At 60.4% G+C, this 21546-nt stretch carries 23 protein-coding genes and 1 tRNA gene; 9 read left to right on the forward strand and 15 right to left on the reverse strand.

What is annotated here, in order from left to right:
• Nucleotides 1-91: 91 nt before the first annotated feature.
• The 4 genes from mutY to J0909_RS00650 all read right to left on the reverse strand — a co-directional run bounded on the left by mutY (nucleotide 92) and on the right by J0909_RS00650 (nucleotide 5625).
• Complete coding sequence (gene mutY, locus J0909_RS00635) at nucleotides 92-1186, reverse strand: A/G-specific adenine glycosylase (RefSeq protein WP_207259665.1); 1095 nt, start codon at nucleotides 1184-1186, stop codon at nucleotides 92-94.
• 12 nt (nucleotides 1187-1198) lie between these two features.
• On the reverse strand, nucleotides 1199-1945 hold the full coding sequence (gpmA, locus tag J0909_RS00640) for a 2,3-diphosphoglycerate-dependent phosphoglycerate mutase (RefSeq protein WP_207259666.1): 747 nt from the start codon (nucleotides 1943-1945) through the stop codon (nucleotides 1199-1201).
• 82 nt (nucleotides 1946-2027) lie between these two features.
• Nucleotides 2028-4688, reverse strand: a complete 2661-nt coding sequence (locus tag J0909_RS00645) for a tetratricopeptide repeat protein (RefSeq protein ID WP_207259667.1) — start codon at nucleotides 4686-4688, stop codon at nucleotides 2028-2030.
• Between the two features lie 76 nt (nucleotides 4689-4764).
• Complete coding sequence (locus J0909_RS00650) at nucleotides 4765-5625, reverse strand: glycosyltransferase family 2 protein (protein WP_207259668.1); 861 nt, start codon at nucleotides 5623-5625, stop codon at nucleotides 4765-4767.
• Between the two features lie 72 nt (nucleotides 5626-5697).
• On the opposite strand from J0909_RS00650, the gene J0909_RS00655 reads away from it, so the two are divergent.
• Nucleotides 5698-6807, forward strand: a complete 1110-nt coding sequence (locus tag J0909_RS00655; RefSeq protein WP_207259669.1) for a glycosyltransferase family 4 protein — start codon at nucleotides 5698-5700, stop codon at nucleotides 6805-6807.
• 5 nt (nucleotides 6808-6812) lie between these two features.
• Here J0909_RS00655 and J0909_RS00660 read toward each other — a convergent pair whose 3' ends face one another.
• The 5 genes from J0909_RS00660 to J0909_RS00680 all read right to left on the reverse strand — a co-directional run bounded on the left by J0909_RS00660 (nucleotide 6813) and on the right by J0909_RS00680 (nucleotide 10969).
• Nucleotides 6813-7778 (reverse strand): lytic murein transglycosylase, encoded by a 966-nt coding sequence (locus J0909_RS00660; protein WP_207259670.1) that lies wholly within the window; start codon nucleotides 7776-7778, stop codon nucleotides 6813-6815.
• A complete protein-coding gene (locus J0909_RS00665) occupies nucleotides 7756-7962 on the reverse strand; it encodes a dual CXXC motif small (seleno)protein (RefSeq protein ID WP_207259671.1) in 207 nt (68 codons plus the stop codon). Before J0909_RS00665 ends, J0909_RS00660 begins: the two co-directional genes overlap by 23 nt.
• Nucleotides 7963-7966: 4 nt before the next feature.
• Nucleotides 7967-9328: a TolC family protein gene (locus tag J0909_RS00670; protein WP_207259672.1), complete on the reverse strand. Its 1362-nt coding sequence runs from the start codon at nucleotides 9326-9328 to the stop codon at nucleotides 7967-7969.
• 98 nt (nucleotides 9329-9426) lie between these two features.
• Nucleotides 9427-10218: a MogA/MoaB family molybdenum cofactor biosynthesis protein gene (locus tag J0909_RS00675; protein ID WP_207259673.1), complete on the reverse strand. Its 792-nt coding sequence runs from the start codon at nucleotides 10216-10218 to the stop codon at nucleotides 9427-9429.
• A gap of 19 nt (nucleotides 10219-10237) precedes the next feature.
• Nucleotides 10238-10969 (reverse strand): DUF1614 domain-containing protein, encoded by a 732-nt coding sequence (locus tag J0909_RS00680; protein ID WP_207259674.1) that lies wholly within the window; start codon nucleotides 10967-10969, stop codon nucleotides 10238-10240.
• A 137-nt stretch (nucleotides 10970-11106) separates the two neighbouring features.
• Here J0909_RS00680 and rfbA point away from each other — a divergent pair, with 137 nt between their 5' ends.
• On the forward strand, nucleotides 11107-11988 hold the full coding sequence (rfbA, locus tag J0909_RS00685; RefSeq protein ID WP_207259675.1) for a glucose-1-phosphate thymidylyltransferase RfbA: 882 nt from the start codon (nucleotides 11107-11109) through the stop codon (nucleotides 11986-11988).
• A gap of 105 nt (nucleotides 11989-12093) precedes the next feature.
• Here the strand turns inward: rfbA and J0909_RS00690 are convergent, their stop codons facing one another.
• Nucleotides 12094-12237, reverse strand: coding sequence for a hypothetical protein (locus tag J0909_RS00690; protein ID WP_207259676.1), 144 nt, complete (start codon nucleotides 12235-12237; stop codon nucleotides 12094-12096).
• A 257-nt stretch (nucleotides 12238-12494) separates the two neighbouring features.
• Here J0909_RS00690 and J0909_RS00695 point away from each other — a divergent pair, with 257 nt between their 5' ends.
• Nucleotides 12495-13058 carry a PilZ domain-containing protein gene (locus J0909_RS00695; protein ID WP_207259677.1) on the forward strand — a complete coding sequence of 188 codons (564 nt, stop codon included), beginning with the start codon at nucleotides 12495-12497 and terminating at the stop codon, nucleotides 13056-13058.
• On the opposite strand, the gene J0909_RS00700 is transcribed toward J0909_RS00695, so the two are convergent.
• Complete coding sequence (locus J0909_RS00700) at nucleotides 13055-13432, reverse strand: hypothetical protein (RefSeq protein ID WP_207259678.1); 378 nt, start codon at nucleotides 13430-13432, stop codon at nucleotides 13055-13057. The two genes, J0909_RS00695 and J0909_RS00700, sit on opposite strands and share 4 nt — an antisense overlap.
• Nucleotides 13433-13596: 164 nt before the next feature.
• On the opposite strand from J0909_RS00700, the gene J0909_RS00705 reads away from it, so the two are divergent.
• Genes J0909_RS00705 through J0909_RS00715 form a run of 3 tightly spaced genes read left to right on the forward strand, consistent with a single transcriptional unit; the run spans nucleotide 13597 to nucleotide 15313 of the window.
• A complete protein-coding gene (locus tag J0909_RS00705; RefSeq protein ID WP_207259679.1) occupies nucleotides 13597-14211 on the forward strand; it encodes a recombination-associated protein RdgC in 615 nt (204 codons plus the stop codon).
• Between the two features lie 9 nt (nucleotides 14212-14220).
• Nucleotides 14221-14742, forward strand: a complete 522-nt coding sequence (locus J0909_RS00710) for a hypothetical protein (protein ID WP_207259680.1) — start codon at nucleotides 14221-14223, stop codon at nucleotides 14740-14742.
• A 4-nt stretch (nucleotides 14743-14746) separates the two neighbouring features.
• Nucleotides 14747-15313, forward strand: a complete 567-nt coding sequence (locus tag J0909_RS00715) for an arylesterase (RefSeq protein ID WP_207259681.1) — start codon at nucleotides 14747-14749, stop codon at nucleotides 15311-15313.
• Here J0909_RS00715 and J0909_RS00720 read toward each other — a convergent pair.
• Nucleotides 15303-16022 carry a TVP38/TMEM64 family protein gene (locus J0909_RS00720; RefSeq protein WP_207259682.1) on the reverse strand — a complete coding sequence of 240 codons (720 nt, stop codon included), beginning with the start codon at nucleotides 16020-16022 and terminating at the stop codon, nucleotides 15303-15305. The genes J0909_RS00715 and J0909_RS00720 overlap by 11 nt on opposite strands.
• Nucleotides 16023-16150: 128 nt before the next feature.
• Between J0909_RS00720 and J0909_RS00725 the strand changes: the two genes are divergently transcribed.
• Nucleotides 16151-17821: a YcaO-like family protein gene (locus J0909_RS00725; RefSeq protein ID WP_207259683.1), complete on the forward strand. Its 1671-nt coding sequence runs from the start codon at nucleotides 16151-16153 to the stop codon at nucleotides 17819-17821.
• On the opposite strand, the gene J0909_RS00730 is transcribed toward J0909_RS00725, so the two are convergent.
• Nucleotides 17805-19124, reverse strand: coding sequence for an APC family permease (locus J0909_RS00730; RefSeq protein ID WP_207259684.1), 1320 nt, complete (start codon nucleotides 19122-19124; stop codon nucleotides 17805-17807). The two genes, J0909_RS00725 and J0909_RS00730, sit on opposite strands and share 17 nt — an antisense overlap.
• A gap of 206 nt (nucleotides 19125-19330) precedes the next feature.
• On the opposite strand from J0909_RS00730, the gene J0909_RS00735 reads away from it, so the two are divergent.
• A tRNA-Leu gene (locus tag J0909_RS00735) sits at nucleotides 19331-19417 on the forward strand.
• A 100-nt stretch (nucleotides 19418-19517) separates the two neighbouring features.
• Entirely contained in the window at nucleotides 19518-20504 is a 987-nt protein-coding gene (locus tag J0909_RS00740) for a tyrosine-type recombinase/integrase (RefSeq protein ID WP_207259685.1), read from the forward strand.
• Between the two features lie 622 nt (nucleotides 20505-21126).
• Here the strand turns inward: J0909_RS00740 and J0909_RS00745 are convergent.
• Both J0909_RS00745 and J0909_RS00750 read right to left on the reverse strand, forming a co-directional pair.
• Complete coding sequence (locus J0909_RS00745) at nucleotides 21127-21357, reverse strand: hypothetical protein (protein WP_207259686.1); 231 nt, start codon at nucleotides 21355-21357, stop codon at nucleotides 21127-21129.
• A complete protein-coding gene (locus J0909_RS00750; RefSeq protein WP_207259687.1) occupies nucleotides 21338-21544 on the reverse strand; it encodes a hypothetical protein in 207 nt (68 codons plus the stop codon). The genes J0909_RS00745 and J0909_RS00750 overlap by 20 nt, the downstream gene beginning before the upstream one ends.
• Between the last annotated feature and the right edge of the window lie 2 nt (nucleotides 21545-21546).

Consider the following 21546-nt stretch of genomic DNA (forward strand, 5'->3'; position numbering starts at 1 on the left):
AAAACGTCAAAATATTGGCCCCCGAAGGGGATGCGCAAGGAGAGAAGCAAGGGCTGTGCCTATGAATGCAGCCCACTGAAATGGTTGAGAATCAGGATTTGAATAGATGCGTATACCGCATATCGGCGAGCATGCGGTCCACAAGCTTGCGATGCCCTGAGGGCAAAGCGTAATTGGCCAGATCCGCCGGAGGCACGAACCCGCCTTTGACCGCCTCATGGAAGACCGGCTCCCTGGGATCGCCGTCGTAGCGGCACAGGAAACAATCCATGGTCACACGATAACGGGTGTAGCTGTAGCGGACCACGGTGATCTTCTCCACCGGTTCCACGGCCAGCTCCACTTCTTCGAGGTATTCACGCCTGAGGGCCTGTTCCGGGGTCTCGCCCGGCTCGATGCAACCGCCGGGGAACTCCCACAGGCCGGGCCAGACGTCGCCGGGCTTGCGCTTCTGGATGAGCACCCTGCCCCGATGGACCAGGAACCCGGTGGCCATGTCCACGCGGATGACCTGCTTGGCGGCGGGAAGGACGGGACGCAGGGGAACCGTGCCCATTTCGCGGGCCCGGCAGAATTCGCGTACCGGGCATTCCTCGCAATACGGATTCTTGCGGCAGATCAGAGCTCCGAATTCCATGAGCGCCTGATTGAAGTCGCCGGGCCGGTCCTCGGGAATGAGCCGTCGGACCGCGTCCTCGACCATGTTCCGCCCCGCCCTGTCGCGGACAGGGAGGTCCATGTCCAGGAGCCGGGCAAAGACCCGCAGGACGTTGGCGTCCACGGCGACCTCGTGTTGCCCGAAGGCGATGGAAGCCACGGCCCCGGCAGTGTAGTCACCCACCCCCGGCAGGGAGCGGATATCCGCGAATTCGGTAGGGAAATTGCCGCCGAATTGGTCTTCGATCAAAACAGCGGCGCGGTGCAGGTTGCGCGCGCGGGAATAGTAGCCGAGCCCTTCCCAGAGGTTCAGGACATCTTCCTCGTGGGCTTCGGCCAGGGAGCGGAGATCGGGAAAGCGATCCATCCACCGCTTGTAGTATTCCACCACCCGGTCCATCTGGGTCTGCTGGGCCATGATCTCTGAAACCCAGACCCCGTAGGGGCTGGGCTCGCGCCGCCAGGGCAAATCCCTGTGTTCGGCGTCGTACCATTGCAGCAGTTTGCGCGTGAATCCGGTCCGGTCCATGACCGATGTTGTCTACTCCCCCTTGGCTTGGTTGGCAACCGCCTCGGCGGCCCTGACGGCGGCCTCCTGATCGCCCAGATAATAATGCCGCACCGGGGTCAGGTCGTCGTTCAACTCGTAGACCAGGGGCAGCCCCGTGGGAATGTTCAGCTTGGTGATCGCCTCGTCGGACATGGAGTCCAGGAACTTGACCAGCCCGCGCAGAGAATTCCCATGGGCCACGATGAGCACCCGCTTGCCCGCACGCACCTGGGGCGCGATGGTCTCGAACCAGTAAGGCATGGTCCGCCCGATGGTCAGCTCCAGGCTTTCGCAGCGCGGCAGTTCGTCGGGAGCGAGTGAAGCGTAGCGAGGATCATTGCCGGGAAATCGGGCGTCGGCGCTGTCCAGCTCCGGCGGCGGCGTATCGAAGCTGCGCCGCCAGACAAAGACTTGCTCGTCGCCGTACTTCTGCGCGGTCTCGGCCTTGTTCAGCCCCTGCAACGCGCCGTAATGGCGCTCGTTGAGCCGCCAGGTCTTGAAGACCGGCAACCACATGAGATCCATCTCGTCCTGGACCAGCCACAGGGTGCGGATGGCCCGCTTGAGCAGCGAGGTGTGGGCCACATCGAAAGTCAGCCCGGCCTCCTTGAGCAGCCGGGCACCGTCCACGGCCTCGTGCACGCCCTGCTCGGTCAGGTCAACGTCGGTCCAGCCGGTGAACCGATTCTCCAAATTCCATTCGCTCTGCCCGTGCCGGATCAATACCAATGTATGCATGTCGCCTCCGATACATGTTCGGTTCATGAAACGACAGCATAACCCCAGAACGGGTTTCTTGAAAAGGGAGTGCTTACGGCGATCAGTACCGCTTGGGCGCGGCCTTGCGGATATCCTTGTCGATCTGGTCAAAGAGCTCACGCTTGCGCTTGTCGAAGGTCAGGGCGCTCTTGACGGCGGCCACGGACACACTCAGGACGCTCAGGATGATGACCAACCCCTTGGATATCTCCCACCGCTGGCTCGGATCCTTGATGGTGTCCAGGATGATGTTGCCCTCGATCCCGTGGGTGAAATAGATGAGCGAAGGCACGGCGATGAGCAGTATCCCCAAGCCGATGAGTTCAAGCCAGATGAAATTGCGGCCGAGCATGAGGATGAACAGAGTGAAGTCACGGATGATGCGCAAAGTGACCAGCCGCTTCTGAAGGCTGTCGATATGTTCTTCGATTTCCCCCACAAAACGCAGGGATTTGCGAAAATTGTCCGCATCCTGAAGACGTTGGGTGCGTATCCAGTTAATCTTGTCCACGCAATAGTTGAACTCCTTGTTGAATTCCCGAAGAAGCTTGGGAAACGGGAACCAAGCGGCCTCGCGCTGGATGTCGCGCACCCGGTGCGTAAGGTATTCGACGTTGGCGTTGATCCGCTTTATTTCGCGCCGAACCTCGTCATTCAGGGCGTCCTGGAACTTCTGGGCGCCTTTGAGCAGTCGATGGTAGGCGACGTAATTGTTGGTCCTGCCGTAGTTACGCAGTCGATCCAGTTCCTCATTGGCTGTTTCGAAAAAAGGGTGGGTCTCGTCGAACCGCTTGGCGATGTCGTCGGTCAGGACCTCCACCTGCTTGCGCATGGACTCCACCGAACTCTCGGCCTCGTTCCACTTCTCCCACATGGCGCTCAGGAGCTGGACCCTACCCCTGTCGAGTTCCGGGTCCACCAGGACGCGGTTGAAGATGTTCGGGTCGCGGACCACCAGATCGAGCAGAGTGTCCATGGCCTGGCCGGTGAAGCCCATCTTGATCATGCAGACCGCCTGCCGATAGATCGGCTGCAGCCAGGTGGGTGACAGCGAGTTGACCCGCTTGTAGGTGTTGATGGCGTCCTTGTAATCGCCTTCCACCTCCATGAGCCGAGCCTGCAAAAAAGCCATGCACCCCTGTTGCAATGGGGTGTAGCTCATGCGCTCGGCCTCCTGCCAGTGGAACAGGGCCTGGTTGGTGTCGCCCTTCTCCAGATACCAATAGCCCCACAGGGATTGCGGCTGGTAGCTCCTCGGGTACTTGATCTGGGCATCCTTGAGCAGCCGCTCGGCCTCGTCCATGTCCCCTTTTTCAAGGCTCTCCATAGCCCCCCAGATATACTCGCCTTCCTGAGGAACGAGTTGCTTGAACCCGTCCCCCCACTCCTTGGCCCGGCTGCGCCAGACCAACTTCAGGGTACGCAGTTGCACCGGCACGTTGATCTCGAATACAGCCCGGGCCAACAGGCTCTCCAGATCGTTCCTGGACTCCATGATCTTGAAGATGGAGGAGACGAAATCATCCTTGGACACATCCTTGTCCAGGCCTGAAAAACTTTCGGAAAATTCGTTGATGTCCGCTTTGGCCAACAACCGCCAAACCTGAGGCTGAGGAGTGGCTATCTTCTTGCTCGGGCATTCGGACACTCCGTGATTCTTGAGCCCGCAATAGAAGCACTCCCGCCCTTCGTCCGTGCCGGACAGGACGTTGGGCAGGGCCACCTGCATGGTCCCGTAGCCCTTGCCCTCGTCGCCGTCTTTGAGGGACAGGGCGCACCAGGAATCCAGGGCGACCGGCCCCGCGCCGTAACGCGCCTCGTTCATGCGGAACCACGGGGATAATAAAAATCCGTCCATAAAGTGTACGTGCGGGTAATCCGGGGTGAGCCGGTTCCAGTCCAATCCCACCTTGCGGGGCAGGTCGGCGGTGAAGTGCAGGTCGCCCTGAGGCACGGCGGCCATGATCACAGGCCAATATTTCTTGTCCTGGGCCTCTTTGGTATAACGGATGAGATTCATCATCTCGGTGGTGAAGGACTTGAGCAGCCGGAAGTTGTCCAAGGGCAGGAATATCGCCCCTTCCTTGATGTCGGAAATGTATTTGAGCCCGAGGCGCTGCAACAATTCGACGACCTCGGTGGAGAAGTCGCGCCAGCCGAGAATGCTCTCCTTGTCCGACATGCGCCCGAGCGGTTTGATGATGAAATACCAGCGCAGGGTGGATTCGTAGTCGAGCCCCTGATCGGCCACCAGGCGGAGCCATTCCACGTTGGCCAGCCCGTCCACGTGGGGAGCGGGTTCGGTGGACAACCCGGACACGGATTGAATCCGCCCCTTGAGCTTGGGATGGATGACCACCTCGAATTCGTCGGGGGCGGGCACGGTCTGGTTGTCCAGCTCCACGGACAGGGATACGGAGTACCCGAGATCGTAGCCCACCAGGAAAGTCAGGGGCACAAGCTGGCAGAAAACCGGCATGGGGTTGACCCGAGCCCATATCTGAAGCCGGGCCATGGCCCGGAAGACCTCCACGGTGTTGCAGTACCACAGGGCCTGCTCGCCGTCCTTGGCCACGCACAGGGCGCCGTATTCCTGCAGGGTATTGTCCACCGCGCCGTGCAGGTCGCCCTTCCAGACCACCCAGATACCGAAACCGGAGGCCACCAGCCGGGACTGGCTAATGACGGGAAGGGTTTCCAGAAGCTTGACTATGTTTGGCACGGGGTCACCTCACGCCCTGCGGCGGTCGTTCGCAACGGGAAAAGCATGCGGTGCGGGATGAACCGACCGGCATGCGCTAACGCAATGTATTCAGAGGAACTTCTTTCCCCTCGCGGACCATGCAAAACAGGTTCCAAACACGTTCCGCCTCGGCACTTCTACCTCTTTTTTCACACCCTTGCATGTATATCTCGACCTTTCGCCGCAAGGCCTCCAGGGCCAGCCCCTGCCGGGTTTCGTCAAGTTTCCGACTTTGCAGGATTTTCACCAGCGCCCGGATACGATGCAAATCGGCGCAGGGCACGCATACGGAGAGTTGGTCCGGCCTGCCGCCATGTTTCCGGGTCAACGGTTCGCGGACCAGCCCCACCGGAAAATGCAGACAGGCGCGCAACCACATGTCGTAATCCTCGCAGGACGGCATGGCCGTGTCGAAGGGCCCCATGACCTCCCAGGCCCGGCGGGTGAACATGGTACACGACGGACTGATCAGGCACATCTCCAGGGAAGCCTCGAAAAACCACCCTTCGGGCTTGGCGTAACGCGCGGGCTGGTTGACCCGCTTGCCGCCCCGGTACCAAATTTCCTCGGTCTGGCAGATTTCGTAACCATGTTCGGCCATGTAGGCGAGCTGGGTTTCGAGCTTGCGCGGCAACCACTCGTCGTCGGAGTCGAGCAAGGCCGCGACCTCGCCCACGCATTCAGCCAGTCCGGTGTTGCGCGCCCCCGAGACGCCCTGGTTCGCCTGGCGGCGATAATGGATGCGCGGGTCGGCGTAGCGGGCCACCACCGCCTCGGTGTCGTCGGTAGAGCCGTCATCAATGATCCGGCATTCCCAGCGGGCGTAGGTCTGGGACAAGACAGATTCGAGCGCCCTGCCGAGATATTCCGCCCGGTTGTAGGTGGGCAGGATGATGGAGACCAGAGATTTTTTCATGTATCGGAACCCTTGCTTTCGCCGTCGCGAACTGTCATGTTGTGTATCCAACAGTCCACCCAGGCGCAATCAATGAGAATATTTCAAGTCATCAATGTCCGCTGGTTCAACGCGACCGCATGGTACGCCATAACCCTGAGCAAACTCCTGGCCGACGCGGGACACGAGGTGCTGGTGCTGACCCAAGCCGGGACCCAATCCGAAGATATGGCTCGGAAAGCCGGACTGGACACCGTGGCCGTGGACCTGAACACGACCAATCCCGTGCGGTTCGCCGCTGCCGCAAGGCATATCACACAACTGTTGCGCACGCATCGTCCGGATATCGTCAACTGCCACCGGGGAGAAGGCTTTTTCCTCTGGGGGCTGCTCAAATTTTGCGGCTTCCACTACCGGCTGGTGCGCACGCGCGGCGACCAACGCCCACCCCGTTCCGATGCGATCAACCGCTGGCTTCACGCGGGCGTGGCCGACGCCGTGGTGGTCACCAACCGGCGCATGGCGGACTATTTCCTGCAAAAGATGCGCACCCCGGGGCACGGAGTGTGGCTCATCCACGGCGGCGTGGATACGGCAAAATTCCACTTCGATCCGACCGGGCGCGACAAGGTTCGCGAAGAATTCGGCTTCGGCCCGGACGACCTGGTCATCGGCCTGCTCGGCCGCTTCGACCGGGTCAAGGGCCACCAGGAGACCATCGAAGCCGTGGCAGGCCTGCGCCGACGCGGCCTGGACAACATCCGCCTGTTCCTCATTGGCTTCGATACCGCCATGACCACGGACCAGATCCAAGAGCATATCCGCGACGCTGGAGTCGAGGACATCACCCGCATCAGCGGCCGCAGGGACGATGTGGCCGCCTGCATCAGCGCCCTGGACATCGGCGTGGTCGCATCCCTGTGGTCCGAGGCCATCGCCCGCTCGGCCCTGGAGATCATGGCCGAGGACCGTCCCCTGGTATCCACTGACGTGGGCGTCATGCCGGACCTGGTGGATCCCGCCGTGATGGTGCGCCCCGGCGACGTGGACGGGCTGGCCAAGGCCATCGAAAGCGTCGCCACGGACGCCCGGCTGCGCGAACAGGTCCTGACCGCGCAGAAGCGGACCATGTCCCAACTGACCCTGGACGAATTTCTCAAGCGATCCCTGAATCTTTACCAGAGCCTGCTGGACGGGGACTGATCCGGTCAGCCGCCGAAGAGTTCCCGGGTCTTGGCGATTCGGTCGGCCACGGCCAAAACGGTCATGGCGTAGCTCTCGGAATGATTGTAGCGATAGATGACCTTGAGCTTCTGCGCATCGGTCATGGAATCCTTCCAGCCGTGCTCGGCCACGAAGTTGGCCATGGAATACAAAGCGTCCCGGGTGTCGAAGAGGTCCACGCGCCCGTCTCCGGTCCCGTCCCGGCCATAATGCTCGGCATTGGTCGGCATGAACTGGCACAGACCGATGGCCCCATACACGGAGCTGCGGATGGTCAGCGGATCCTGGCCGTTTCCCTTGGCGTAAAGGATGAGCGCCTTGAGCTCCTCATAGGCCCAATCCCCCTTCTCTCTGGTCCGTTTCTTCAGCCAATCCAATGTCTCTTCGGAAATATCCGCGCGCTCGATGCGTCCCCGGATAAGCTCGAAATCACCGGCCAAAGCCATGGATGCCAGGATGGTGAAGGCATTGTAATCGCCAACGCTCATGCCCAACCGCGATTCCAGCAACATAAGCGCCGTCAGGACGTCGCCCGGCACGCCATACCGCTCATGAATCAGGGTCAGGTCGGCCCGATGCTCACGATAAAAGGCATAGGCCCCGGCGATGAGCAGCGGATTGAGGTAGCGGTCCATGACCTCGGGTTTCGGCTGAGGCCCCGGAGCCCTGGCCGAAAGACGGGTGTTGAGCAGAACATTCATCTTGCGGGCCATGATCTCGGGCTGAAACTCAAGGTCCGGACTGGAAAAAAAATAGGTGATCTTGCGCCGTTCAAAGCCGTCTAGGGTCAGCCGCCCCACGAGCGGGTCCCACACGGACCCGGCCAAGGCCGTTCCCGCCGCCCCCAAAATCGTCAGGGCACAAATGAAAACGGCGGCCAACGTCGTTCCGATGGCCGCGCGTTTCATGCGCCGTTTGGGCTTTGGATCAAATTCGATCCATGGGGACAAAACCCATCTCCTCTTCGAAGTCCTCGTCCATTCTGGAGAAGAACTCCTTGAGATCATAGACCTTGCCGCAGGATGGGCATTTCAACGTAACCTCGCGACATCCCCGGTAGGCGGTCAGATCGAGACCGCATTTCTCGCACTTCATGCCCCTGGCGCACCAGGTACGCTTGCGACCGGAAAACACGGTGCTACTTGACCTCCTTGAGGCCGAGGTTCTTTTCGCCCATGGCCACGTAGAGTTTGGATACGGCGGTGCCGTAGTCGGCCAGAGCCTGGGACAGCTGAGCCTCGGACAGGCTAAGGCGTTCCTGGGCATTGAGCACGTCGGTGTTGGTGCCAACCTGGGCCTGATATCGGGCCACGGCCATGCGGTAGGCCTCTTCGGCGGCAACCACGGACTTCTTGGCCACGGAGATGCGGTCGGCCGCCTCCTGCAAATTCAGGATGGAGCTCTTGACCTCGAAGCCCGCGTTGAGCCGGGTGTTCTCCAGGTCGGCCTGCATCTGCTTGACCATTTCGTCGTACTTCTTGGAGTCGTAGTAGTCGGAACCCCAAGAGAAAATTTCCATGGAGGCGTCCACCCCGGCAGTCCAGTATTCGCCGGCCTTCTCGGAGGAGTACCCGTTGCCGTTACTGGCGGGATCGTCACCGCGGGTGACGTAGTCCCAATGCCCGTTGACCGAAGGATAGAAACTGCTCTCGGACATGGTCACATCCTTCTGGGCCATCTCCACGCTCTTCTGACCGATGAGCAAATCCGGCCGATGGTCATAGGCCCGAGTCAGGCAATCCCTAAGGGACAAATCGAAGGGGATGTACTTCAGTTCGCCCACGTATTGGATCGGAGCTTCCAAGGGTATGTTCAGCAGGGTGTTCAACTGGGCTTCCTGGGTGAAGACGTTGTTGCGCGCCTTGAGCAGCTCCTGCTTGGAAGTGGCCAGATCGACCTCGGCGTCGAGGACCTCGGCCTTGGGCCGCAGGCCGACCTCGTAGAAGGCGTTGGTTACCTTGAGCTGGGATTCCAGACGGGCCACGGAGTCCTCGGCGGACTTCACATCCATACGCGCCTTGAGCAGAGAAAGGAAATTGGCCTGAACAGCCTCGATCAGAGTCAATTCCACGTTGGTCAGGGACGCCTCGGTGGACTCCTTGTTCAGCTTGGCCTTCTGCCAGTTGGCCAGCAGGTTGAACCCCTGGAAGATCGGCTGCGTCAGGTTCACGGAGGCGACCCAGTCTCCGTCCTTGCCGCTGTAGGTGTAATCACGGTTGTAGTGAGTGTACCCGTAGGAACCGCTCAGGGCCGGGCCGAACTTGCCCAGGGCTGAGCGCTGACCGTGCGCGGCGCCACGCAGTTGGGCGCGGATGGACTGCATGTTCGGATTGTATCCCAGAGCCCTCTGCACGCACCGTTCCAGATCGTAGGGTCCGGAAATGTCTTCGGCCCCGCCTTTATCCATGGCGGGGTCGGCGTCCTGGGCGAATGCGATTCCGGCCGAAGCCAGCAGGGCTGAAAGCATCAGAGCCAAAAATAAAAACCGTGTGCGGTCCATATTGAAATTCCTACTTGAAATTACTCGTTAAGTTGAACCATCAACAATCATCAACCCAACTATTTAACGACTTTTTTTCGAGTCCGCAAGCTTAAACGTCATACCTTTCGCAAGGCCGCACAGTCCGACGGATCGCCCTGAAGCTTTTCCAGGGTATGTCGGAAAGTCGGGAGCAGCGGCTCCAGGCACTCGGCCACGGCCTTGGGGCTGCCGGGCATGTTGACGACAAGCGCCCCGCCCAAGGTCCCGGCGACGGCCCGGGAGATAGCCCCGTGGGGAGTTTTGGCCAGGCTGGCCATGGTCATGGCCCGTTCATAGCCGGGCAACCTTTTTTCGATGACGGCCAGGGTCGCTTCCGGGGAGACGTCCCTGGGGGCCACGCCTGTGCCGCCCGTGGTCAAAATAAGGTCGAATCCCTGGTTCAGGGCCAGGTCGGCAAGCAGTCCCTTGAGCTGGGCGGCCTCGTCCGGAATGACGAACCCCTGCACGCAGTTCAGGTCCAGAACCGCGCCCACGAGCCTGCCCACCAGCGGGCCGGATTCGTCCACGCGCTCCCCCCGGGCTCCCTTGTCGCTCAGGGTGATCCAGGCCAGAGCGTAGCCGGTACGCGCGACCTCGAAGACGCCCTCCCCGGCCGCTGCGTCGTCCAGGACCTCCATCAGATACAGGGGGCTCGACGCCGCGCCCGCGCCCTGGGGCAGCCAGGTCGTCGAACGCACCAAAAACGCCCCCCCTTTCCCGGTCAGCCGGTCGCCGACGCGCAGGCCGGGCCGGACCGTGTCCGTAACCAGGGCCGCTGGGAACGGGGTCTCGTCGCCGGAACAGAGATAGACGAAGCCGCCCTTCTCCACCGGGGCCGCCAGACGGCAATTCAGACTCTTGCAGGACATGAGGATTCTCCCTTGATTATCAGGCCAGCAGGACCGACAGGATGCCCGCCACGAACACGCCGCCGAAAGTGCCGGGACCGCCGATGGAGACCACCGGCGTCCCCACCCGGTTGCGGAAGCGCGGCACCAGCAGCGGGATAAGGTTGCCGCCGAGCACGGCCCCCATGGTCCCGGCCACGTAAGCGGCCACCGGGCGGTACTCCGGGGGCACGAAAAAATAGACGCACAGAAAGGTGATCAAGGCGGGCAGAACCAGCGGGATGCGCATGCCGGTAAAGGGATCGGGCTTGGACATGGCGTAGCATCCGGCCGCGACCATAAGCATGACGAAACCGATCCAGGGATAAACTCCGCCTGCCTGAAAGATCATGTGTTGGCGGATGATAAAGGTGAGACTCAACAACAGGGGCATGAGGAAGCCGCCAACGTTGATGGCGAAGACCTGCTTCTTGAGTTCGCTTTCCGCCTCCTCCTCGATGCGCACGGGGCGGCCGCCCTCGTCCATACCGAAACGCATGGACCGGGGCTTGGAGACCACCACCAGGCGCTCGCTGGTGTGTACAGGGATATTGATCATCCGGCCGAGCAGGATGGCGATGAGCATGAGCACACCCTGAGCCGGCGTCAGCCCGAGCTTGGAGAAGGCGTCGGCCACCAGGGACACAGGCAGGAACACGAACAGAAAGAAGAGCGCCACCAGCAGGAGCAGCGCCGGGATCATGCCGCCGGAATATTGAAAATAGGGGTTCATAGTCAACGCCTTGATTGCGGACGCGTCCCGGCCGGTTGCTTTTGCCTTTATCCCGGACCTATAGTAAGGACGCATCCATGAGGTTCGGATGTATCCTAACCTGAAACCGAAGTAAATCAAAGCACTCAGAGGCATACATGAAAGGCATCATTCTCGCGGGGGGAGCGGGCACCCGGCTCCACCCCCTGACCCGGGTGGTCAGCAAGCAATTGCTACCCGTGTACGACAAACCGATGATCTACTATCCCCTGTCCACCCTGATGTTGGCGGACATCCGGGACATCATGATCATCTCCACCCCCCACGACCTGCCCAACTTCCGCAAGCTCCTGGGGGACGGCTCCCGGCTCGGCCTGAACCTGACGTACCGCGAGCAGCCCCAGCCCGAGGGCCTGGCCCAGGCATTTCTCATCGGCGAGGACTTCATCGGTTCCGACAATGTCTGCCTGGTGCTCGGCGACAATATCTTCCACGGCCACGGCCTGAGCTCCCTTCTCATGGCGGCGGGACAGCTGACCCGGGGCGGCCGGGTCTTCGCCTATCTGGTCAAGGACCCGGAACGCTATGGCGTCGTCGAATTCGACAAGAACTTCAAGGCGCTGTCCATTGAGGAAAAACCGAGCAAGCCCAAGTCCAAATATGCGGTCACCGGACTGTATTTCTACGACAACGACGTCATCGGCATGGCCAAATCGCTCAAGCCCTCGGCACGCGGGGAGCTGGAGATCACGGATATCAACCGGCTCTACCTTGAACGCGGCGACCTGGAGGTCCAAACCCTGGGCCGGGGCTACGCCTGGCTGGATATGGGCACCCACGAGTCCCTGCATGGGGCGGCAGGCTTCGTGCGCGCGGTCCAGGCCCGGCAGGGCTACGTCATTTCGAGCCCCGAGGAGATCGGCTACCGCATGGGGTTCATCTCCCGCGAACAGCTCATGCAGCTGGCCTCGGAAATGAGCAACAACGACTACGGCAGGTATCTCATGGAAATGGCCAAGGAAGACCTCGGCAACTCCTAACGGGACGACCCGTGGGCGAAAACGACGAAGCCGCCTCCCCCGACAATGGGAAGCGGCTTCATGAGAGAGAAAAAAACGCGGTCCGAAGACCGCGTTTTTCATGTGCTAGTGATGGTCGCTGTGCATGGCCTCGCGCACACGGATGATACCGATGGTGAGAATCCAGGCCAGGTAGATGAAAATCAGGGACACGCCGACAAAGCCGGGGCCCGAGCTCTGAGCCATACCGTGAAGCAGTTCGCCAATCATGTTATCCTCCTCAATCACCCTTTTTTAGCTTGAAAAGATGTATCTTATTGCCCCCCGAATCGCCTTGTTGTCAACCCCATTCCGCCATTTGCCCAGCTCCTCGACGCCCGTTTGAACAGCTGCTCGCGCAAGCCTCGCCGGAGGACGGCCGCGCTTTCGCGTCCACATTCGCATCCAGCCCAGCCGCTTGTCACAACCCCGGCTTTGCCCTAGTATTATCCCACAAGGGCAGCACCCTCTTCAGAAAACGGTACGCAATGGGCATCCTGGATTCTCTCGGCAAGCTATTCTCCAAGTCCGACAAGGGCTCCTCGCCGGCCAAAGGCAAGGCTTCCCGGCCCGTTGAGCGGATGCGGAAGCAGGACGACGTGTCGCTCGAAAAAACGTCCGACGCGAAACCCGCCGCCTTCCGCCCCGCCCCCGTGGACGAAGCCGCCCTGGGTTTCAGCATCACCATCAAGGATGGACGGATCACCAAACGCAAGGCGTTCCGCATCTCGGTGGAAGGCCTGACCGTATTCGTCCACCGGCTGGGCAAGACCTTCCCGGTGACCGATATCAGCGCCTCAGGCCTGGGTTTCCGTTTCCCCAAACCACGCATGAAGTGCGGTGTGAAGATCAAGATGGACCTGCATCTCAACGGAGGCAGGGAAGTCGAAGGCGTGCTCTGCCAGGTCATGCGCCATGAGCGCGGCGTGGTCGGCTGCGCCTTCGTAGACCTGGACCGCAAACAGGAGGACGCGGTGGGCCGGATCGTCCTGGAAGGCGAAAAGCAGCTGGCGGCGCGCAGGACCGCTTCGAGGAAGACGGGCCGGAACTAGCCATCGGCCCGAACGCGTAATTCCTCTATATATGCCTCAAGATCGTTGAGGTCGCCCGGTTTATAGTCCTCGGGATAGAGCAGCGCGGTCATGAAGAAGACCGAACCGATGCGCAGGGCCGTGCTGGCGCTCATGGAGAACTGCTCAAGCCGCCGGGCCACGCCCTCGGCATCGTCGCCGCGCAGCCGCTCCACCAGGACCCAAGCGTTTTCGGCCAGCCCGGCCAGAAGCTTGGCCTTCTTCTCCAGACAACCCTGGAAGGCGGTCTGTCCGCCCTCGGCCAGGGCTACTTCCCCCTCGGCCTCGATACGCTTCACGTCGGCGTTGACGTGTTCCAGATAGGTTATCAATTCGGACAGAGCGTTGTCGGACATGGATCTCTCCTGTTTTTTGGACGAAGCATAGCCGCGAAACTTCAGGAAAACAAGGGCGCGCGGAACATATGGACGGCCGCCTTGCCGGTAAATCCGCTTTACACCGGAGCCAAGAGGTTTTACCTCATTGGGTCCCGGAACTCGAACCCCCAAGGAGACTCGAATTGAGCATACTCTCCACCAGCCTCGGGCTGACACGTTACCGCATCATCGAGGAGGTCCCCGGCGAACTGCTTCAGCAGGTACCCGACAAGCTGAAGCAATTCTGCATGGTGGACATCGACGGCACGGCCGACGAACGCTCCTTCGGCTGGACCAACATCGACGACATGCTGGATATGAACTGGGCCGCTTCCCCGCCGGAAAAGGCCTCCTACTTTGCCTTCTCCCTGCGCCTGGACACCCGGCGCATCCCGCCCTCGGTGCTCAAGAAGCACAACACCATCGCGGTGAACAAGGAGCTTGCGCAAAACAAGGAGCAGGGCAAGAATTTCATCTCCCGCGACCGCAAACGCGAGATCAAGGAACAGGTCACCCTGCGACTGCGGGCCCGTACCCTCCCCATCCCGGCGGTCTTCGACATCATCTGGAATCCCCCGGCCAACCGTATCTACCTGGACACCACCAACGCCAAAGTCCGGTCCCTGTTCGAAGATCACTTCGCCCTGACCTTCGACCTTCACCTGGAACCGCTGACCCCGTTCTTCATGGCCATGGACATCCTCGGCGAAGAAGCCGCGCCCAGGCTGGAAAACCTCGACCCGACCATCTTCGTCTAGGAGCGCCCCATGGATCTTTCACTTGTTGAACGCGAAAACACTCTGCTCGGCCAGGACTTCCTGACCTGGCTGTGGTTCAAGACCGACCAGGACACCGTGCTCTTCCAGCTTGAAGACAACCGGACCTTCACCCTGCACATGGAACAGAAGCTGTCCGTTCAAGGCGGCGAGGGCGAAACCAAGGCCACGGCCACGGTGACCAGCCCCGCCGGGGAACTGTCCGAGGCCAAGACCGGCCTGAGCACCGGCAAGAAGGTCAACAAGGCCCAATTGCTCTTCTCCATCGACGAAGACGAGTGGCTGGTCACGGTCAGCGCCGCGGACTTCGGCCTGTCCGGCCTGAAAACCCCGAAGATCAGCACCAAGGACGACGAAGGCGACGACCCGGACGCCAAATTCCTGGAAAAAATGTTCCTGGTGGAACGCTGCCTGGAGATGTTCGACGTGGTCTTCACACAATTCCTCAATCTCCGGCTGAGCAGGGACTGGGCCGAGGAATCCGCCCGGGTCAAGCTCTGGATCAACGGCTAGCCCCATGGCCGACGCGGTGCGCATAGCCTGCTACGGCGACAGCCTGACCGAGGGATACGGCCTGGACCCGGACGAGGCCCTGCCCGCAGTCCTGGAACGCGGTCTGCGCGACCGAGGAATCGAGGCCCGCTGTCTCAATTTCGGGATATCCGGCGACACGACCGAGGACGGCCTTGGCCGCCTGAACGCGGTCCTCGATGCCGATCCGGACGGAGTGGTCCTGGCCTTCGGAGCCAACGACTGCTTCCTGGACGAGCCCGTGGACGAGGTCGCAGCGCGCCTGTCCAAGCTGATCGAGACCTTCCGTAAACGGAATGTCCCGGTCCTGCTGGTGGGCATCAACGCGGGGCTCAATCCGGACGGGGAGTACAGGGCACGCTTCGAAGCGATCTTCCCGGACCTGGCCGAGCGTTACGGGCTGGCCTTGTTCCCGGACATTCTCGTCCCGTACCAGGGGAATCCGTCCCTGACCCTGCTGGACGGGCTGCATCCCAACGCGGCCGGGGTAGAGGCCATCGGCCGCGCCCTGCTCCCCCAGGTGGCGGACCTGGCTCGGGGACTCAGGCCGTAGGCGGCCGCCCTTCCTCCTCCTTCTCTTCGCCTTCAAGGAACTTCTTCTTCATCCGGTGCACCACGATGGCCACGACCATGCCCGCCACGCCCAGGGCGATGGCCGCGCCCACCGGGACGCGTCCCCGCACGCCCGAGGAAAGCAAATGTCCGCCCGAGGCCAGAAATATGGTCTCGGGCAGCATGGCCACCCAGGAAAGGAGCGCATACGGCAGGGAACGGACCTCGGTGATCCCGAGCAGATAGCTGGTCACCGGAAAGGGCAGAACCGGAATGATCCGGCTTAAGGAGATGAGGTGCAGGGGGTGGATGCGGCTCAGGGAGAGCATGCGCCCATATATGGGATTGTCCGCGAACCGCGCCTTGAGCCGCTCGCGCACGCCGTAGCGGGCCAGGAGAAAGGCTCCCACAGCACCGATAGTCATGCCCGCCGAGGCGTAGGCCGCTCCGAACTTCCATCCGAAGAGCGCCCCGGCGGCCACAGTGAAAAGCACCTGCGGAACCAGCAGCATGGTCAACAGCGCGTTGACCGCAATGAAGATCAGCGGTCCCAGCTTGCCCTGCGCCTCCACCAATGCGGTCAGCCGGGTCATGTTCCGCTCGCCCCAGTGCTCCATAGCGAAGGAAAGCAGACCGAGCAGGACGAAGGCCGCCGCGAATTTGAGGACAATCGGCCAGGATACGGACCGTTTTCCCTCATTCCGTTTCATGTGACGCGCCCTCCCGGGGCCGGGTCTTGTGCTCCGACGAGGAATGCCATAGCGTAACGCCGGGTTCCGCCCCCCATCCTTTTACGGGGTTATCGGCGGAAAATGAAGAGGAAAACCAAAGGACGACCATGCGCTACAAACTGCAAATGATGAATACGGATTTCGGGGTGGGCATGTTCGCCGCCCTGCCGGACACGAACCTGAGCCACAACGAAATGATGGACCATCTCCGGGCGCACCCCTTCGACGACTACATGCATGAGTTCGTACTCCAGGGGTTCAAGGAATTTCGCCCGCGCAAGCTGGAAAAAATGATCTCGGAAGTCATGCGCGATCGGGGCGAATCCGACCCGGTGGCCACTGCGGTCATGTATGAGGCGTGCATCTGCCATCAACGGCTGAACCGGCTCCTGCCCCTGTTCGACGGCGTCGATCCCGAGAAACTGCTCGCTTTCACCCCGGCCATCCATATCCGCTCGCGCATGCTTGAGGACCAACCCCTGCACCGGGAATGGGCCCGCATCTTCGGCCGCAACATCTTCACCCTGGCGCCCCTACCCGCCCCGGCGGACGCGCCCGCACCACCCTTTTCCGCAGAGGAGCCGACCGGCCCCGAACCGGTGAGCGCCGCGACCGTACGCGCAGACCTGGACGGCGAACTGCCTCCGCCGCTGGCGCGCCGACCGCTCACGGAGACCATTGAAACCGCCCTGCCCGCCCTGGGCAAGGCCGATGCCTTCATGGGCCCGCCCATGGATCACAAGGCCTCCCTGTCGCCCTACGCCCGGCTACGTCACTGGTCGGTCAAGACGCGCACGACCAACGGCAACCTGTCCAATTCCCTGAACGGCCTGCAGACCTGCTACGGACGCGGCCTGACCAAAGAGCGGGCCGACGCCTCCTACGCCATGGAGATGGTCGAGCGCTTTTCCTCCTACGCCAGCTTCGGCCCCAAGGGCGTGCTCGGCTACGCCCGCGAGTACCCGCTGACCTTCGCGGCCTACGACGAGCTGGACGTCCCGGCGATGAATCCGGCGGACATCCGGCTGGAGGTGCCTTACGCTGGCCAAAAGCTGCATTGGATGGAAGGACACGCCGCGGACGGCTCACCTATCCTGATTCCGGCCCAGTTCGTCTTCCTGTTCTGCAACCTGGACGAGCCGTCCCTGTTCAGCGCGCTCGGCTCCACCGGACTGGCCTCGGGCAACACCCTGTTCGAAGCCAAGGAGGCGGCCCTGACCGAAGTCATCGAACGGGATTCGGACGCCACGCAACTTTTCGACCCCAGGCGCTGTTTCCGCGTGGAAAGCGACGACCCCGAAATCGGCCCACTGCTTGAAAAATACCGCGAGGACGGCATCCACGTCTGGTTCATGGACATGACCACCGAGTTGGGCGTGCCCTGCTACAAATCCGTGGTACTCGGCAAGCACGGCGACGTGAACAAAGGCGGCGGCTGTTCGCTGAACGGCAGGTCCGCCCTGGTCTCGGCCATGACCGAGACGGCCTATCCCTACCCCGGTCCGGCCAGCGGTCCGGTGCCGGAAGGACTGCCCGTGCGCAGGCTCGAAGACCTGCCTGACCTGTCCACCGGCAGTGCCGAAGGCGATGTGATTGTGTTGGAAAGAACGCTTGCGGCCAACGGCTACCGCGCCGCCTATGCGGACCTGACCCGCCGCGACCTGAACATCCCGGTGATCCGGGCCCTGGTCCCGGGGCTGGAGATCATCTCCGACTTCGACCAATATTCACGGATCAGCCCGAGACTGTACCGGAACTACCTCAGAGCGAAGGCGTAACCCGGGCCTGGCGGCGGCGCTTGCGCGGCCCCTTGGTGCCGATGGTCCGATAGAAGACCTCCAGGACGCCCGCCCCGCCGAAAAGCGCGAGCAAGACCCAGGCCGTGGCCGGGTTGGTGCCCACGCTCTGCCAAACCATGGCCACGAAGGCCCCGGTACAGGTCAGCACGCCCAGGGCGGACAGGACACGTCCTGCGCCCCAACCGTCCTCGTCCTTGAAATTGGCCGCGTTGACCACGGCGAAGATCGACAGGAAGCCCGCGCTGCCCAGGGTGGATATGGCCGAAAGGTCGGCCACGTTGGCCAGAATCAGGGCAAGCACGGTGGTGACCACCAGCCCTTCGGCGGGTGCGCCCCACATCTGCCGCTCCAGTTGGGAGGGCAGTTCCCCCTCCTTGGCTATGGTGTAGCACAACCTGGAAGCGCCATAGAGAGTGGCATTGATGGCGGAGAAGGTGGACAGTAGCGCGGCCACGGCGATGAGGGTGAATCCGGACTGCCCCAGGAATGGCTTGGCCGCCTCGGCCAGGGCGTAATCACGGGCGTTGATGATGTTGCCCAGCGGCAGGTTGCCCACCACCACGATGGCGATGGCCACGTAGAGCAGAATCACGAACCCCACGGAAATGTAGAAGGCCAGCGGCAGGTTGCGCTCGGGATTGCGGATGTCCGCTCCGGTATTGGCGATGAGCTCGAATCCCTCATAGGCCACAAAGATGATCATGCCTCCCGCCACCAGGGGAAGCAAGGGCACCCAGGTATCCGTGGCCAGCCGAGCGGGCTCCACGCCCTTGACGCCCACGGCCAGGAAGAAAAGCAGGATGGATATTTTGATGACCACCACGTAGGTTTCGGCCTTGCCCACCACCTTGGCACTGGCCAGGTTCAAGACAGCGGGCACGACGATGGCCAGGGAAATGAGCCCGTGGAGCACAGGTGCGCCGCCCCCCTTGGGAAAGAAGACCGCCCCGTAGGAGCCGAAGGCGTGGGCGTAGAGGGCCAGCATGACCACATAGGAAAACCACAGCAGGACGTTGAGCGCGCCCACGTGCATGGAATTGCCGAAAATCCGGTCCAGGAAGACCACGGTGCCGCCCGGCCCGGCATAACGCACGGACAGTCGGGCATAGGATGCCGCAGTGATCAGGGCCACCGCCCCGGCCACGGCAAAGGCCACGGGCGTGCCGCCCTTGGCCAGTTCCACGCTCAATCCCAGCACGGCGAAAATACCGCCGCCGACCATGCCGCCCACTCCGATGGACACGGCTCCCCACAGCCCCATTTTATTGTCTTTCGAAACCATGATTCGCCCTGGTTGCAGATTGAAGGCAGCCCCCTCGGGCCTTGTATGCGGACATCCCGTCCGCCGGAATCCGGCGGACTCGGCCAGGATAGCCTAATCCCCCGGAAGAATAAAGCGAACCGCCCCCCGGCCCTCCCGCGCCCACCGACAACCGGCCAAAACCATTGACTCACTACCGGATTGCACGATAGTGAAACAACCCTCAAGCCCGGGTGGTGGAATTGGTAGACACCAGGGACTTAAAATCCCTTGGAGCTTGCTCCGTGCGGGTTCAAATCCCGCCCCGGGTACCAATAATCACAAGGAGTTATGTGTAAACATGGCTCCTTTTCTTTTGTTCCACTTGAATTATTGTTCCATTTTTGTTCCACTAAGAGTCAGAGGAGCATCAAAATGGCGAGCATAAACAAACGCGGCACCAAGCAGTGGAATGTCCGGATCAGGCGTAAGGGCTACCCCCTCCAAACAGCCACCTTTGAAAAACGCGAAGACGCCGAGACCTGGGCTCGTGATGTCGAAAGCAAAATGGACAAGGGAGCTTTCCTCTGTACAAAGGAAGCCGAACGGACGAGCCTCCACGAGGCCCTTGATCGCTACATCAAGGAATATGCCCCTTCCCTTGCTGACCATCAGCGCGAGGTCAACCGGGCCAAGTTCCTTCAAAAGCGAAAAATCGCCCAAATGTCATTGGCCAAAGTTCGAGGGATGGACATTGCAGCCTTTATCAAGGAGCGCGAAGCCGAAGGAGTCGCCGGCAACACGATCAGACTCGACCTAGCTACCTTCTCTCGCCTCTTTGAGACAGCCCGCAAAGACTGGGGCATGGAATACCTAGACAACCCCGTCAAGAAGGCCAGAAAGCCTAAAATATCGAGGGGACGAGAACGTCGGCTCCAGGACGGTGAGGAAGAGAAGCTTCTCAAGCATGCGCCGGAGGGCTTCAGGCCTATCATCCAGTTTGCCCTTGAGACGGCCATGAGGCGCGGCGAGATCGCCAGCCTACGCTGGGAAAACGTCAAGCTCAAGGAAAGCACCTTATTTTTGCCCAAGACGAAGAATGGAGCGGCACGCACAGTGCCACTCTCTCCGGCCGCGTTAAATGTGCTGAAGGAGCTCCCAAGAGACATAAAAGGATCGGTGTTCAGGTTGACGCCTGATGAAATCACTCAGGCTATGAAGAAGGCCCGAGCTGGCGCAAAACTCAAGAACTTGAGGTTTCACGACCTCAGACATGAAGCCGTATCCAGACTATTTGAAAAAACCAACCTGGACATCATGCAGATCCAGATGATTACTGGCCACAAAACATTGCAGATGCTGGCGAGGTATACCCATTTGAGGGCTGTTGACTTGGTTAAAAGCCTAGCGAGCAACACCTAATGAATACAACCACCAATAATTCTTGATCAATCTTTATTCCTTAGAGCAGCGTCAAGCCCTTTACCCCATAAGCAATAAAGCAAAGTACCGGGCCATACCCAAGCGAATAAGGTTATGAACCATATAACCATTCCATCCACTTCACCGCCTATGCTCTTATACCAAAAGAAAATCACTAACCAAGCTATCACGACAGTGACTAGATAAAGAGCCATAGCTACCTCCCTTTTCTTTCGCTATAATACAGTTTCAATTTTTCCTGAATAGCATTCATGCAATATCCCCAAAAACGTTCATGCACTCTGTGGCCGTTAGGGAAGGAGACAAGGAAGGCTTATCAATTTGATGATTCATCCGGATTTAGGATTCTTTTCTAGCGAGACAAAAATACGCTTGACCTTGTGAAGCTAGAAAGCGGGGGACCAGGGGGCGGCAGCCCCAGGATTGCTCTTTCGACGTTCCCGACGAAGGAGGGCTTGAGTTGAGCCATATTGCCGCGCACGAATTCAGCAACGATTCGTTCCACATATTGTACTACACACGGCATCATCACGACGCTCTCATTGGCCAATAAGAAAGCCCCCACATGGGGGCTTTCTTATTTCTTATCTTTTGAATTTATCTATGGAACTGAAGCAATAAATCCAAACATAAAAAGGACCGCAAACAACATCGCTCCGAGCAGAAACGCCACGACTTTAAAAAAAAATGAAAAGAAACCTCCTCCTGATTCCACATAACTTGGAGAGGATAAATAACTCCATTGCTCTTCCATCTGTCGCTGCTGTTGTTTCAGCGCTTTCCTTTCTTTATTATTAAACTGCCTCATATCATTATCCTTCTTCAAGATCATTCAGGAATGATTTGTCCCAAAAACATCTCGCGTCAAGTACACCATGTAAATAGTGATACAGCGGAGTTTCTCTTATTTCATCATGGGCCGTTTCAAGCAAATTCTTCAATTCAGTAAGCTTGCAGAAAGGCCCCATATCATCAGCCTTTGATACGAATTCCCAAAGTTGCTGTTCCTGATCCTGCATGC

Origin of the sequence: Desulfovibrio sp. Huiquan2017, assembly GCF_017351175.1 — a bacterium.
Classification (GTDB): domain Bacteria; phylum Desulfobacterota; class Desulfovibrionia; order Desulfovibrionales; family Desulfovibrionaceae; genus Pseudodesulfovibrio.

Excerpts from the sequence above, each read along its gene's own strand:
- mutY (WP_207259665.1), bottom strand. The coding sequence starts at position 1,186 with ATGGACCGGACCGGATTCACGCGCAAACTGCTGCAATGGTACGACGCC.
- gpmA (WP_207259666.1), bottom strand. The coding sequence starts at position 1,945 with ATGCATACATTGGTATTGATCCGGCACGGGCAGAGCGAATGGAATTTG.
- J0909_RS00650 (WP_207259668.1), bottom strand. The coding sequence starts at position 5,625 with ATGAAAAAATCTCTGGTCTCCATCATCCTGCCCACCTACAACCGGGCG.
- J0909_RS00655 (WP_207259669.1), top strand. The coding sequence starts at position 5,698 with ATGAGAATATTTCAAGTCATCAATGTCCGCTGGTTCAACGCGACCGCA.
- J0909_RS00670 (WP_207259672.1), bottom strand. The coding sequence starts at position 9,328 with ATGGACCGCACACGGTTTTTATTTTTGGCTCTGATGCTTTCAGCCCTG.
- J0909_RS00675 (WP_207259673.1), bottom strand. The coding sequence starts at position 10,218 with ATGTCCTGCAAGAGTCTGAATTGCCGTCTGGCGGCCCCGGTGGAGAAG.
- J0909_RS00680 (WP_207259674.1), bottom strand. The coding sequence starts at position 10,969 with ATGAACCCCTATTTTCAATATTCCGGCGGCATGATCCCGGCGCTGCTC.
- rfbA (WP_207259675.1), top strand. The coding sequence starts at position 11,107 with ATGAAAGGCATCATTCTCGCGGGGGGAGCGGGCACCCGGCTCCACCCC.
- J0909_RS00690 (WP_207259676.1), bottom strand. The coding sequence starts at position 12,237 with ATGATTGGCGAACTGCTTCACGGTATGGCTCAGAGCTCGGGCCCCGGC.
- J0909_RS00695 (WP_207259677.1), top strand. The coding sequence starts at position 12,495 with ATGGGCATCCTGGATTCTCTCGGCAAGCTATTCTCCAAGTCCGACAAG.
- J0909_RS00700 (WP_207259678.1), bottom strand. The coding sequence starts at position 13,432 with ATGTCCGACAACGCTCTGTCCGAATTGATAACCTATCTGGAACACGTC.
- J0909_RS00710 (WP_207259680.1), top strand. The coding sequence starts at position 14,221 with ATGGATCTTTCACTTGTTGAACGCGAAAACACTCTGCTCGGCCAGGAC.
- J0909_RS00715 (WP_207259681.1), top strand. The coding sequence starts at position 14,747 with ATGGCCGACGCGGTGCGCATAGCCTGCTACGGCGACAGCCTGACCGAG.
- J0909_RS00720 (WP_207259682.1), bottom strand. The coding sequence starts at position 16,022 with ATGAAACGGAATGAGGGAAAACGGTCCGTATCCTGGCCGATTGTCCTC.
- J0909_RS00725 (WP_207259683.1), top strand. The coding sequence starts at position 16,151 with ATGCGCTACAAACTGCAAATGATGAATACGGATTTCGGGGTGGGCATG.
- J0909_RS00730 (WP_207259684.1), bottom strand. The coding sequence starts at position 19,124 with ATGGTTTCGAAAGACAATAAAATGGGGCTGTGGGGAGCCGTGTCCATC.
- J0909_RS00740 (WP_207259685.1), top strand. The coding sequence starts at position 19,518 with ATGGCGAGCATAAACAAACGCGGCACCAAGCAGTGGAATGTCCGGATC.
- J0909_RS00745 (WP_207259686.1), bottom strand. The coding sequence starts at position 21,357 with ATGATCTTGAAGAAGGATAATGATATGAGGCAGTTTAATAATAAAGAA.
- J0909_RS00750 (WP_207259687.1), bottom strand. The coding sequence starts at position 21,544 with ATGCAGGATCAGGAACAGCAACTTTGGGAATTCGTATCAAAGGCTGAT.